Origin of the sequence: Micromonospora sp. DT201 (genome assembly GCF_049841575.1) — a bacterium.
GTDB lineage: Bacteria > Actinomycetota > Actinomycetes > Mycobacteriales > Micromonosporaceae > Micromonospora.
On sequence record NZ_JBNCKP010000001.1, the window covers coordinates 459088 to 470800 of the forward strand.

13 protein-coding genes are annotated in these 11713 nt (G+C 70.2%); 7 read left to right on the forward strand and 6 right to left on the reverse strand.

Annotation, left to right across the window (positions count from 1 at the left end; translation table 11 throughout):
- Positions 1–121 precede the first annotated feature (121 nt).
- From ACLQ28_RS02285 to ACLQ28_RS02295, 3 genes are all read left to right on the forward strand, one after another.
- Positions 122–1174 (forward strand): fatty acid desaturase family protein, encoded by a 1053-nt coding sequence (locus ACLQ28_RS02285; RefSeq protein ID WP_425684508.1) that lies wholly within the window; start codon positions 122–124, stop codon positions 1172–1174.
- Between the two features lie 108 nt (positions 1175–1282).
- Positions 1283–1576: a 4a-hydroxytetrahydrobiopterin dehydratase gene (locus tag ACLQ28_RS02290; RefSeq protein WP_425684509.1), complete on the forward strand. Its 294-nt coding sequence runs from the start codon at positions 1283–1285 to the stop codon at positions 1574–1576.
- Positions 1573–2727 (forward strand): FHA domain-containing protein, encoded by a 1155-nt coding sequence (locus ACLQ28_RS02295; protein ID WP_425684510.1) that lies wholly within the window; start codon positions 1573–1575, stop codon positions 2725–2727. The genes ACLQ28_RS02290 and ACLQ28_RS02295 overlap by 4 nt, the downstream gene beginning before the upstream one ends.
- Positions 2728–2856: 129 nt before the next feature.
- On the opposite strand, the gene rocD is transcribed toward ACLQ28_RS02295, so the two are convergent.
- From rocD to ACLQ28_RS02315, 4 genes are all read right to left on the reverse strand, one after another.
- Complete coding sequence (rocD, locus tag ACLQ28_RS02300; protein WP_425684757.1) at positions 2857–4071, reverse strand: ornithine--oxo-acid transaminase; 1215 nt, start codon at positions 4069–4071, stop codon at positions 2857–2859.
- Positions 4071–4886: a dimethylargininase gene (ddaH, locus tag ACLQ28_RS02305; RefSeq protein ID WP_425684758.1), complete on the reverse strand. Its 816-nt coding sequence runs from the start codon at positions 4884–4886 to the stop codon at positions 4071–4073. The genes rocD and ddaH overlap by 1 nt, the downstream gene beginning before the upstream one ends.
- A 309-nt stretch (positions 4887–5195) precedes the next feature.
- Positions 5196–6032: a thrombospondin gene (locus ACLQ28_RS02310; protein ID WP_425684511.1), complete on the reverse strand. Its 837-nt coding sequence runs from the start codon at positions 6030–6032 to the stop codon at positions 5196–5198.
- 192 nt (positions 6033–6224) lie between these two features.
- The gene (locus ACLQ28_RS02315; protein WP_425684512.1) at positions 6225–6518 is read right to left on the reverse strand and encodes a hypothetical protein; all 294 of its coding nucleotides are present in this window, start codon (positions 6516–6518) and stop codon (positions 6225–6227) included.
- A gap of 417 nt (positions 6519–6935) precedes the next feature.
- Here ACLQ28_RS02315 and ACLQ28_RS02320 point away from each other — a divergent pair, with 417 nt between their 5' ends.
- The 3 genes from ACLQ28_RS02320 to ACLQ28_RS02330 are packed head-to-tail and all read left to right on the forward strand — an operon-like array spanning position 6936 to position 8883.
- Positions 6936–7823 carry a helix-turn-helix domain-containing protein gene (locus ACLQ28_RS02320; protein WP_425684513.1) on the forward strand — a complete coding sequence of 296 codons (888 nt, stop codon included), beginning with the start codon at positions 6936–6938 and terminating at the stop codon, positions 7821–7823.
- The gene (locus tag ACLQ28_RS02325) at positions 7816–8016 is read left to right on the forward strand and encodes a DUF397 domain-containing protein (RefSeq protein WP_425684514.1); all 201 of its coding nucleotides are present in this window, start codon (positions 7816–7818) and stop codon (positions 8014–8016) included. Before ACLQ28_RS02320 ends, ACLQ28_RS02325 begins: the two co-directional genes overlap by 8 nt.
- A 57-nt stretch (positions 8017–8073) precedes the next feature.
- Positions 8074–8883 carry an Fpg/Nei family DNA glycosylase gene (locus ACLQ28_RS02330; RefSeq protein WP_425684515.1) on the forward strand — a complete coding sequence of 270 codons (810 nt, stop codon included), beginning with the start codon at positions 8074–8076 and terminating at the stop codon, positions 8881–8883.
- 222 nt (positions 8884–9105) lie between these two features.
- Here ACLQ28_RS02330 and ACLQ28_RS02335 read toward each other — a convergent pair whose 3' ends face one another.
- Together ACLQ28_RS02335 and ACLQ28_RS02340 are read right to left on the reverse strand one after the other, a co-directional pair.
- Complete coding sequence (locus tag ACLQ28_RS02335; protein ID WP_425684516.1) at positions 9106–9990, reverse strand: aminoglycoside phosphotransferase family protein; 885 nt, start codon at positions 9988–9990, stop codon at positions 9106–9108.
- The gene (locus ACLQ28_RS02340; RefSeq protein WP_425684517.1) at positions 9950–10834 is read right to left on the reverse strand and encodes an arylamine N-acetyltransferase family protein; all 885 of its coding nucleotides are present in this window, start codon (positions 10832–10834) and stop codon (positions 9950–9952) included. Before ACLQ28_RS02340 ends, ACLQ28_RS02335 begins: the two co-directional genes overlap by 41 nt.
- Before the next feature lie 46 nt (positions 10835–10880).
- Here ACLQ28_RS02340 and ACLQ28_RS02345 point away from each other — a divergent pair, with 46 nt between their 5' ends.
- Positions 10881–11552 carry a TetR/AcrR family transcriptional regulator gene (locus ACLQ28_RS02345; protein ID WP_425684518.1) on the forward strand — a complete coding sequence of 224 codons (672 nt, stop codon included), beginning with the start codon at positions 10881–10883 and terminating at the stop codon, positions 11550–11552.
- Positions 11553–11713: the final 161 nt, after the last annotated feature.

The following is an 11713-nucleotide window of genomic DNA, read 5'->3' on the forward strand; positions in this document are numbered from 1 at the left end:
GTAGTGCCCGCCCTACCCCCCATTCGGGGGTTGTCAGGGTTACTCAGCGCAACCGCTGCCAGGAGACTTGACATTAAGCCCGAACCACCCTGGTACGGGCGCAAGCGGATCGGGAGCAGCGATGGCGCTCGGAGCGGTGGCGGAACCGCCGGTACAACGGCGAGGCAGTGACTACGCACAGTTGTCCCGCAGGATCAGCCAGGCGGGTCTGCTGGAGCGGCGCCCGGGCTGGTACGTCACCCGCATCGCGCTCACCCTCGGCTCCTTCGTGGCCGGCTGGGTCGCCGTGTTCCTGCTCGGCGACTCCTGGTGGCAGCTGCCACTCGCGGCCCTGATGGCGGTGGCCACCACCCAGGTCGCGTTCCTCGGTCACGACGCCGGGCACCGCCAGATGTTCCGACGGCGCGGTCCCAGCGAGCTGGTGGGGCTGTTGGCCGGAAACGTGGCGGTGGGAATCAGCTACGGCTGGTGGGTCGACAAGCACAACCGGCACCACGCCAACCCGAACCACGAGGACGAGGACCCGGATGTCGGCGCGGGCGCCCTGGTGTGGACGACCGAGCAGGCGCTGGAGACCCGTGGGTTCGGCCGTTGGATGGCGCAGCGGCAGGCGTACTTCTTCTTCCCGATGCTGCTGCTGGAGGGCCTGAACCTGCACGCGGCGAGCATCCGGGCGATCATCAGCCGGGGGCCGGACGGCCGGTACACCACCCCGATGCGGCACCGGGCGGTCGAGGCGGCGCTGCTCATTGCGCACACCGTCGGCTACGCGGCGCTGCTGCTGGCTGTCATGTCCCCGGTCAAGGCGCTGCTCTTCGCGGTTGTGCACCAGGCGCTGTGGGGTCTCTACATGGGCTGCGCGTTCGCGCCGAACCACAAGGGCATGCCGATGCCGACCGCCGAGGACGAGTTGGACTTCCTGCGTAAGCAGGTGCTGACCTCCCGCAACGTGCGTGGCAGTCTGCTGGTGGACACCGCGCTGGGCGGGCTCAACTACCAGATCGAGCACCACCTGTTCCCGAACATGCCCCGGGCGAACCTGCGCCGGGCGCAACCGATCGTCCGTGCCTTCTGCGTCGAACAGGGCATCCCGTACGCCGCGACCGGGCTGATCGAGTCGTACCGGCAGGCGCTTGGTCACCTGCACGAGGTGGGGCGGCCGCTGCGCGGCTGAACAGAGCGGGTGACACGAGGGGGATAGGCGGGGCGGCATTCTGATGCCGCCCCGCCACCGCTGGTGGCGTGTCCGGTCAGCCGGGCGCGCCACCGGTAGGGTCTGGTCATGGCAGACCTGCTCACCGCGGACGCGGTGCGAGAAGAGCTGGGCCGGTTGCCCGACTGGTCGGGTGACCCGACCGGCATCGGTCGTACCGCACAGCTCGGCAGTTTCCCGGCGGCCATCGATGTGGTGGACCGGGTGGCGACGGTGGCCGAGGAGCTCGACCACCATCCCGACATCGACATCCGATGGCGGACCCTGACCTTCCGCTGTGTCACGCACTCGGCCGGTGGCGTCACCCACCGGGACATCGAGCTGGCCCGGCGGATTGACGACATCGTCCGGAGTGCGGCATGAGATTCGAGATCAGCAAGGTTCTGGACGCCATCGAGGGGCGGGTCTGCACCGACCCGTCGCTGGCCCGGGCGGTTGTCGACCTGGCCGAGGTTATCCGCTACCAGGACATCGACGGCGGTCGGCCGGCCAGCCTCCTACGGCTCGGCATGGTCATCGACGCGCTCTCCCGCGAGCTGGAGGAGGACAGCGTCCAGGTCTACGCGGTGGTGCACCGGGCGCTGCTCTCCGACGCCGACCTGACCTCCAACGAGCGGATGGTGGTCCGCCGCTGGGCCGACGACGGGCTCGTCGAGGTGCTCGACAACCCGGGCGACCGGATGTTGGAGGTCGCCGACCTGCTCGGGTTGCCGGTGCTCAGCCGGGTCCGCTTCGACGGGCTGCGCGGTCGGTTCCCATGGCTGGTCGAGCAGCCCGGTCGGGTGCTCGCCCCGGTGCCGGGCGCCGGCGGCCCGGTGTTCATCGCGCACGTCGGTGGCGGACACTCGCCGGTCACCGGCAAGCGCTCGTCGACCGGGATGAAGTTGCTGGCCCGCCAGTGGCGGTGCCCGGAGTCGGGCTGCGCCTTGTTCGGCAGCGGCGGTGGGGGCGGCGCGTTCGCCGACCTGGCCCGGGTGGTCGAACGCAGCCCCGCTGGGCAGCCGCCGCCCGCGCTGCGCAATGGCGTACCAACCTGCCCCCGGCACGGCGTTCGCCTCGGTGACAGCGGCCCTCGGCCGCGTACGGAGGTGCTCGCGGTGCGCGTCGGCGGGCTGGTCCGGCGGCGGTTCGTGCTGAGCGAGGAGCAGCCGGTGGTGGCTGGCCGGGCCCCGGAGCAGGACGGCGGGATCATGCTCGGGCAGTGGCTCAACGATGAGGCCCGGCGGTGGATCAGCCGTGGCCACGTCCGCTTCGAGCTGCGGGTCGGCGAGGTCATCGTGACCGACGTCAGCACCAACGGCTCCGGCATCCGTCCGGCCGGCTCGATGACCGAGTCGGACCGGATCCCGTTGGCACCGCAGCAGTCCCGGGTGTTGGGCGAGAACGACATGGTGGAGCTCTACCCGGGGGTGCAGATCGGTCGCGCCGAGGAGTTGCCCGCCGGTGCCCCGTTCACCCCCACCTCGGTAATGGCCGAGGCCCCGACGATGGCCATGCGCCTACCCCGCCCCTGACGCGCCCGCGCCGCCCCGGCGGCGGCGGCGGCGGTCAAGATCCGCACAGGAACAGGGAAAGTGCTGCCTCGACACCATCCGAGGCAGCACTTTCCCTGTAGTTGCGTAGATCTCGGCCAGCGCGGCCCGTCAGCCGGCCAGCACCTCGGCGAGCTTGGCCACCGCCAGGTCGATCTCCTCCTCGGTGATCACCAGCGGTGGGGCGAGCCGGATGGTGGAGCCGTGGGTGTCCTTGGCGAGCACACCCCGCTCGGCGAGCCGCTCACAGGCCTCCCGCCCGCTCATCAGCGCCGGGTCGATGTCGAGACCGGCCCACAGACCGCGCACGCGCACCGCCACCAGGCCCTTGCCGAGCAACCCTTCCAGACCGGCCCGCAGCCGCTCGCCCAACTCGGCCGAGCGCCGCTGGAAATCACCGGTGGCCAGCAGCCGGACCACCTCGATCGCCACCGCGCAGGCGAGGGGGTTGCCGCCGAAGGTGGAGCCGTGCTGGCCGGGCTTGAGCACGCCGAGCACGTCGGAGTTCGCGGCCACCGCGGAGACCGGCACGATGCCGCCGCCGAGCGCCTTGCCGAGCAGGTACATGTCCGGCACGACGCCCTCGTGGTCACAGGCGAAGGTCGCGCCGGTGCGCCCCAGGCCGGACTGGATCTCGTCGGCGATGAAGAGCACGTTGCGGTCGGTGCAGACCTGCCGTACGCCCGGCAGGTAGCCCTCGGGCGGCACCACCACGCCCTGCTCGCCCTGGATCGGCTCGAGCAGCACGGCAACGGTGTTCTCGTCGATCGCCGCAGTCAGCGCGTCCAGGTCGCCGTACGGCACGACTGTGAAGCCCGGGGTGTACGGCCCGAAGTCGGCGCGGGCGTCCTCGTCGGTGGAGAAGCTGACGATGGTGGTGGTCCGGCCGTGGAAGTTGCCCTCGGCGACCACGATGTTGGCGCGGCCGGCGGGCACGCCCTTGACCTGGTAGCCCCACTTGCGGGCCACCTTGATCCCGGTTTCCACCGCCTCGGCGCCGGTGTTCATCGGCAGCACCAGGTCCTTGCCGCACAGCTCGGCCAGCTCCCGGCAGAAGTCGGCGAACTGGTCGTGGATGAACGCCCGGCTGGTCAGCGTCAGCCGGTCCAACTGTGCGTGCGCAGCGGCGATCAATTGGGGATGCCGGTGGCCGAAGTTGAGCGCGGAGTATCCGGCCAGGCAGTCCAGGTAGCGGCGACCGTCCACGTCGGTGAGCCAGGCACCTTCCGCAGACGAGATCACCACCGGCAGCGGGTGGTAGTTGTGCGCCGTCCAGCGCTCGGCGTCCCGGACCGCTTCCGGCGTACGCAGGATGTCATCCACGATCACTTGCTTGCCTTTCCCTGACGCAGTCGCAGTGTGCAGCACTTCGGTCCGCCGCCGGCCTTACGCAGCTCGGACAGGTCGACACCGATGGTTTCGTAGCCCCGGTCGCGCAGCTTGGCGGCCAGGTCGGTGGCCTGCGCGGGCAGCACCACGTGCCGTCCGTCGCTGACCGCGTTCAGCCCCAGCACCTCGGCGTCGGCCATGGTGGCGTGCACCGCGTCGGGGAAGAGCCGGCGCAGCACGGCCTGGCTTCCGGGGGAGAACGCCTCGGGCAGGTACGCCACGGTCCGCTCGTCGAGCACGGTCAGCGCGGTGTCCAGGTGGTAGAAGCGCGCGTCGACCAACTGCATGGTGATCACCGGGTAGCCGAAGACCTCCTGCAACTGGGCGTGCGAGGCGTGTGCCGTGCGGAAGCCGGTGCCGGCCAGCAGGTGATCGCCGGCCAACAGGACGTCGCCCTCACCCTCGTTGACGTGCTTCGGGTCGTACATCTCGAAGCCGGCGTCCTCGAACCAGGCCCGGTAGGCCGGTGCCTCGTCGGCGCGCTGGGGGTCGCGGAACTGCACGGCCATCGCCTTGCCGTCGATCACGGTGCCGCCGTTGGCGGCGAAGACCATGTCGGGCAGGCCGGGCACCGGAGTGATCTCCTCGACGGTGTGGCCCAGATCGCGGTACGTCTGGCGCAGCTGCTCCCATTGCCGGATGGCCAGCGCGGTGTCGACCGGCGCGCTCGGGTCCATCCAGGGGTTGATCGCGTAGTCGACGGCGAAGTACGTCGGCCGGCACATCAACAGGTGCTGGCTGGTGGCGTCCATCGTCATTGTCCTGCTCCCAGGGGTCGGGCGCGCCCGGCCACCGTGGCCCACGGGCTGGCGCCGTTGCTCAACGCTATGCGGCCTGAGCGGCAGGATCCACCACTGAGAGTTGCGCATGCCGGAGATTCGTTGCGTGTGGTTGGGGGTTGGTCTGCGATTCGTTGCGTCGAGCCCCGGAAACACTTCAGGGGCGGCGAACCGCCGCCCCTGAAAGGGTGTTGCCCGGCCGGTGAACCACCGGAAGATCGGGCTGCCGGCGAACCGCCGGGTACTACGCCGGTTGATCACCGGCGAACGGAACAGTGCCCGCTAGAAACGATCGACAAACTGTGAGTCAAGCCACTCGCGGAACCGCTGCACCCAGTCGCCGTCGGTGGTCGGCCAGTCGAACTGGCCAGTCATCGCCAACACCCCGATCACCACCGCGGCCAGCCCGATCAGCACGCCGAACAACGCGTCGGTCTTGCCGGCGACGTGCCGGCGACGGGTGGCCATCAGGCCGAGCACCGCGAGCACCGCGCCGACCGCGCCGAGCCCGATGCCGTACCCGGCCAGGGTGCCGGTCAGCACGAACAGCGCACCCGCGACGGAGACGATCAGGCCGAGGGTGGCGAGCAGGCTGGCCCGCGGCTTCGGGCCGCGTACCACCGGCGGCTCCGGCCTGGCGTCGGCGGGGGTCGGGTCGACCGGGCGGGCGGTCGCGACCCGATCAGTCGTGTCGGGCCGCCCGGTGGTGTTGTCGCGGTCGGTGTCCCGTACGGCGCTGCGGCCCGTGGTCGGGTCGGTGCCGGGCCGGGCGTCGCTGTCCAGCGGGCGGGTGGGCCGTGCGTCGCCCTCCACCGGGCGGGCGATGGCGGCGCGGGCCACGGCGGCCCGCTCGGCGGCCCGCCGTTCGGCCTCGCCTGTCCGCTCGGTCCCGCCGGTCTGCTCGGTGGGCACGGCAGCGTTGCGGTACGTCGCCTGGTCGGTGTCCCGGTCGGTGACCACCGGGCGGTCGCGCTCGCCGTCGTTTGACCGGCCTCCGAGCACCATCGTGTTCTGCCGGTCGCTGACCGGGGTGTCGCGGCCGTCGATGCGACCGTCGAGGTTCTCGTCCCGCGTCGGCGCCGGCTCGGACCGGCGGGACAGCGAAGGAATCTTGACCACTACACACCTCCTGATAAATGCGTGGTGGCCGACAAGTCGGGTGGCACCCACGCGGTACCGCCCTGAAGTACCCCGCTGGGCGTTTTCTGACACCAATTCCGGGTACGGCCTTAGACGATCGCCGTCTCTGCCCACGGGACCGTCGCTGACCAGCAGGGAGTGTGGGTCGGGGTGCCTTTGGAGCTGAATCGTTCACGACATCAGCGGATGACTCGTCTGTGACATCAGCTCCACAGGGCGGCAGGGTGCCCCACCCGGGCGGGCGGTCTGCAGCACTCGCAGTCCGGCCCGCCGCACGTACACCTCCCGCTTGTCGACGGCCAAGCCCTTGTCGTTGAGCACGTACCCGGCCAGCCAGACCCACCCGTGGTACGTCGGGCGCGGGTCCACGCTGACCAGCCGGAGCCGCAGCGCCCGCGCGCCGGCGAACTGGACCGAGCACGCCTCGCCGATCAGCAGCACGTCTCCCGGCTTGAGGGCGCTCATGTCGGCCAGTGCCCACGGTTGATCGGGATGCGGTGGCGGGCTCGGCAGGGCAACTCCGCGCCGCAGCGGCACACCCTGCGCCAGCGCGTCCAACTCCAGACCGGCCGGTGCCGGCGGGCGAGGGTCAGCGCGGTGACCAAGAGATATTCGTTGTACGACACGCGCACTGCGGCGTCCTTCCTGAGAAATGGCGTCACCCCGGCAAATCCAGATGTGCGAGGCAGTGCGCTATTGTCGACGCCATTCCCGGCGCTTATCCGGAGGCCCTCTTACGCGTGACAGCATGTTCCATGCTGGCCACCTTGTGCAATGCTCGGAGTCGTCCTAGCCTCAAGCGATATTGACGCACGAGGAATGGACGACAATTGCGTGCGGGGCGAAACGTTCGGTGTTGCAGGAGGGGCGCGGTGATGTTGCATGACGGATGAAACAAGTGGGTCAACGGTCCCTCGGCGACAGCTTGGACGGCTGCTCACACAGCTTCGTGAGGACGCCTCGGTGACGCTGGACGCCGCAGCCGAAGCGCTGGATTGCTCGCGGCAGAAGGTGTGGCGCATCGAGAAGGGGTTGGTCCCGGTGCGCGTGGTGGACGCCCGCGCGATGTGCGCTCTCTATGGGGTGACCGACACCATGGGTGAGATCGTCGCCGGGCTCGCGAAAGAAACTCGCGCCAGGGGTTGGTGGCATTCCTACGGCGATGTCGTTCCGTCGTGGTTCTCGCTATACGTCGGCCTGGAAGCCTCCGCCTCTTTGATTCGCCGATACGACTCGGAGTTGATCCCCGGACTTCTGCAAACCCGCGAGTACGCCAGCGAGTTGTTCCGCCGAAAGAACCCGACGATGAGTGGGGAGGATCGGGAAAAGTTGGTGGAGGTCCGGTTGCAACGGCAGGGCATCCTCGTTCGCCGGCTGCCCACCGCGCCCACCCTGCGGGTCGTCCTGAGCGAAGCCGTGCTGCGGCGCACGATCCCCGACCACCGGGCAATGGTGGGGCAGTTGCGACACCTGCTCGACGTGGCAGCGCTGCCCAACGTGAGTCTGCGGGTGCTGCCGCTCGCCGCCGGTCCACCGCTGGCCAGCGAAACCGGCACCTTCGTCCTGCTGGGCTTCCCGCAGGCGTTCGGAAGGGCGTCGACCGAGCCGACCACCGTCTACGTCGAGAACATCACCGGAGCGCTCTACCTGGACAAGCCGGCAGAGGTGGCGGCCTACGAACATGTCTGGTCGGATCTGGAAGCGCTCGCGTCGGGTGAGGCAGAATCAGAGAAAATGATCACTTCGATCATCGAGGAGCATCATGACTGACCTGGCCGGTGCCATCTGGCGCAAGAGCACCCGCAGCGGCGGGAGCGGCGGTGACTGCGTCGAGGTGGCCGACAACCTCGCCGGTGTCGTGGGTGTGCGGGACAGCAAGGACCCGGCCGGGCCGGCGCTGGCCTTCGCCCCGGCCACCTGGAGCGCGTTCGTGGCCGGCGTCACGGGGCAGCGCCAGCGCTGACGGCATCGCCTCGCTCGCGCGGCCCCTCGCGAGCGCTGCTGGCTATCCTTGGCACCCGTGCCAGAGGGACATACGATCCACCGCCTGGCGGCCCGGCACGCCGAGTTGTTCGCCGGGGACAAGGTGCACGCCACCAGCCCACAGGGCCGCTTCGCCGAGGGCGCCGCCCGGCTCGCCGGGGCCGTGCTCGAAGGCACCGAGGCGTACGGCAAGCACCTGCTGCACCACTACGCCGGTGAGCTGACGCTGCACGTACACCTCGGGCTGTATGGCAAGTTCACCGACGGGTCGGGGGAGGCGCCGGAGCCGGTCGGTCAGCTGCGGCTGCGACTGGCCAGCGACCGGCACTGGCTGGACCTGCGCGGGCCCACCGCCTGCGAGCTGCTCACTCCACCCGAGGTGGCCGCGCTTCGGGATCGCCTCGGGCCGGACCCGCTTCGTGCCGACGCGGACCCGGAGCGGGCGTACCGCAGGATCTCGCGCAGTCCGACACCCCTGGCCGCGCTGCTGCTGGACCAGTCGGTGGTGGCCGGCACCGGGCTGATCTTCGTGACCGAGGCGCTGTTCCGGGCCGGGCTGCCGCCGACGATGCCGGGCCGAGGGCTGACCCGTGCCGGCTGGGACGCACTCTGGGCCGACCTGGTCGGGTTGATGCGGCTCGCGGTCGAGCACGGCCGGATCGACACGGTCCGCGACGCGCATCTGCCGGAGGCGATGGGCCGGCCGGCCCGGGTGGATCGGCACGGTGGCGAGGTGTACGTCTACCGCCGCCCCGGCCTGCCCTGCCACGTCTGCGGCACCGAGGTCAGCCGCGGCGAGTTGGCCGGACGCAACCTCTACTGGTGCCGTACCTGCCAGGCCAACTGAGCGCCCGCGCTTGAATGTGCCGGCGCCTGCGCCGCGCTTGGTCGTGGCGGCGCCTGCGCCGCGCTTGGTCGTGCCGGCGCCTGCGCTGCGCTTGATCGTGCTGGCGCCTGCGCCGCGCTTGATCGTGCTGCAACCAGGAAAGAGTGGCCTCCCGGGCGGAGCAGACCACTACATCCTGGATCGAGCACGATCAAGGACGGCGCACGCGGGACGATTGATCGGTCAGCCCTCGTCGAGCAACCAGCGGACCACCTCGATCTGGTGCGGTAAGACGACCTCGTCGGCGATGCTCCAGGCCAGCGTGTGCCCGATCGTCCAGCCCCGGACCCGCTCCCGGTTTAGCCCCAGCTCGGTGCTGAGCCGGTCCAGGCGGTACCGGACGGCGGCCGGCGAGTGGCCGAGCTCCCGGCCGCGCACCATCGGCACGACCGAGAATTCCCGCTCGCCAGTCAGCGGCTTCGGGTCGATCGCCAGCCACGGTGCCCGGTCGGCCGCGAGCACGTTGCCGGCGTGCAGGTCCTGGTTGACCAGCACCTGCTCGCCCTGGCTCGACGCCAGACCGCTGAGTAGGGCGAGCGCCTCGTCGAGCAGTCGCCGCTCGTACGGCCGGCCGGCCCGTTCCCACTTGCGGGGCATCCGGTCGACCCAGCCGGCGGCCTCCTCGGCCAACGGGGTGAACGGCGCGCCGGCCGGCCGCCACAGTCGGGGCAGCAGGTCGATCATCGCGTCCAAAGCCTGGTCCATCGGCAACTCGTGCAACGCAGTGCCGGGTTGGCAGCGCTCCACCAGCAGGGCGCGCCGTTGCGGGTCGTGTGCGAGCAGCCGGATCGCCCCGGCACCGTCCCAGTGGGCCAGTGCGGCCGCCTCGTGCCGGCTCTCCTCGTCCGGGTACTGAAGCTTGAGCACCGCCGCCGTGCCGTCGGGCAGGTCGGCGGGGAGCGCCAGCGAGGCGTACGCGTACTGGAAGGGCGGGCCGAGTCGCAGCGACCATCGCTCGGTGCACTCCGCCAGCCACGTCGGGAGTGTGGCCAGCCACTCTCGGCCGGCCGGTGACCCGCGTACCCAGTCAAGTCCCTCGGGCAGTTCCACCTGTCCATCCTGGAGCATCAGTCTTGCGGACGCGTGCGCGCCACAGGTCGTCCTGGGTGCCTGTCCTGTGCCAGAGGTGGGCGACGCCGTCCTCGCCGAGGTCGTCGAGTGGTACGAGGAAGTGCGTGGCGAGCGTTCTGGCGAATTCGTCGACGTCGGCGATCGTGTGGGCGGTGCTGGCGTCGGTGCCCAGCCGGCGCAGCGTCCGGGAGAGCAGGACCAGGGTCTGATCGGCGCTCGGTCGGGCGGCCATGAGCGTGGTGACGTACGCCGACGTGGGAGACGTGGACATTTCCCGGGAGCGGGTGGCGAAGTCGGCGATCTCCCGTGGGCGCAACCGGAAGTCGTAGGAGGCAATGGTGCCGCCAGGGCGGTGGTGCAGACGCCAGGTGTCCGGATCGAGTCGCTCGAGCCGATAGGTCAGGCCTCCCTGGCTGTGTGGCCCCTCCCGCATCGGCAACGGCTGGATGAACCCGTCACCGATGCCGGCGTCGGCCAGCCAGCGTCCGCCCTCGAGGTCGACCAGCAGCGCGTTGTGGTTGCCCCACGTCTCCTCGCCGCGGGCCGCCCGCAGGACTGCAGCCTCCACCATCGTCACCTGGAAGCCGGCCAGCCGCAGCAGCATGGCCAAGCCGGCGTTCTGCTCGTAGCAGTAGCCACCGCGTCGCCGCCGCACGAGCTTGTCGAAGAGCGCCTCCGCGTCGAGGAGGATCGGCCTGCCGAGCTGGATATCGAGGTTTTCGTACGGCACGGCGTTCCGCCAGGCCCGATGCAGTGCGAACAGCGTCTCCACGTCGGCTGCCACGCGCCCGTGGTGCCCGATCCGGTGCAGTATGTGCTCGATCCTCGCTCCTGTGCTCATTGGCCGACTCCTAAGTGATAGACATCCCTCCACTTCGAGAGTCTAAGTGAAAGAGTTCCATCCGTATACTTGTCGAGTGACGAACGAGGGCCCCAGGCTCCGGGCCGACGCGCGGCAAAACCGCGAACAGATCATCGAGGCCGCCCGCGCGCTCTTCGCCGAACGTGGTGTCGACGTGCCCATGGAGGAGGTGGCCCGCCGCGCCGGCGTCGGGGCCGCCACCCTGTATCGGCGCTTTCCCGACCGTGCGGCTCTTGTCCGGGGGGTGGCGCTGGACGGCTTCGACCGCGTGGTCGCCATCGCCCGCGATTCGGAGGACGAGGAGCCGGACGCGTGGAGTGCGCTGGCACGCTTCGTCCGCCGGGCCTCCGCCGAGTTGCGGCTGGCCACATGGCTGTCGATCTGGTTCACCAGTGTCTGGGAACAACTGCACGCCGACCCCGAAGAGCGGCGACTGCGGCAAGCCCTGCTGAAGATCCTCGACCGGCTCGTCCGCCGTGCCCAGGTCGACGGCGACCTGCGCCCCGACGTGGACGCGGGCGATCTGACCCTGATGATGGCGCTGCTGCTGCGGCCATTGCCCGGCCTGCGTGCCGAACTCACCCAGCGCAGCGTGGACCGCTATCTGATCCTCATGCTTGAGGGCCTGCGTGCCGGCCCGGACATCCAGGGCCTTCCCCCCGCCGAGATCGGCCTGGCCGACCTCGGGGGCGCGTGATGGACGCCGCGATGGCCAGCCGACGTGCGGTGTGACGCAACCGCAATTGACAGTTGACCAACTGTCGGAGCAGGGTTGAGAAGTGACAACGATGTCAACGGACAAAAGGGAGGAAGGCGTACTCATGATCCTCTCCGTTGTGCACCCGGCGTGGCCGGTCG

Coding starts and splice junctions, on each gene's coding strand:
- ACLQ28_RS02285 (WP_425684508.1), top strand. CDS start 122: ATGGCGCTCGGAGCGGTGGCGGAACCGCCGGTACAACGGCGAGGCAGT.
- ACLQ28_RS02290 (WP_425684509.1), top strand. CDS start 1,283: ATGGCAGACCTGCTCACCGCGGACGCGGTGCGAGAAGAGCTGGGCCGG.
- ACLQ28_RS02295 (WP_425684510.1), top strand. CDS start 1,573: ATGAGATTCGAGATCAGCAAGGTTCTGGACGCCATCGAGGGGCGGGTC.
- ddaH (WP_425684758.1), bottom strand. CDS start 4,886: ATGGACGCCACCAGCCAGCACCTGTTGATGTGCCGGCCGACGTACTTC.
- ACLQ28_RS02315 (WP_425684512.1), bottom strand. CDS start 6,518: ATGAGCGCCCTCAAGCCGGGAGACGTGCTGCTGATCGGCGAGGCGTGC.
- ACLQ28_RS02320 (WP_425684513.1), top strand. CDS start 6,936: ATGACGGATGAAACAAGTGGGTCAACGGTCCCTCGGCGACAGCTTGGA.
- ACLQ28_RS02325 (WP_425684514.1), top strand. CDS start 7,816: ATGACTGACCTGGCCGGTGCCATCTGGCGCAAGAGCACCCGCAGCGGC.
- ACLQ28_RS02335 (WP_425684516.1), bottom strand. CDS start 9,990: ATGCTCCAGGATGGACAGGTGGAACTGCCCGAGGGACTTGACTGGGTA.
- ACLQ28_RS02340 (WP_425684517.1), bottom strand. CDS start 10,834: ATGAGCACAGGAGCGAGGATCGAGCACATACTGCACCGGATCGGGCAC.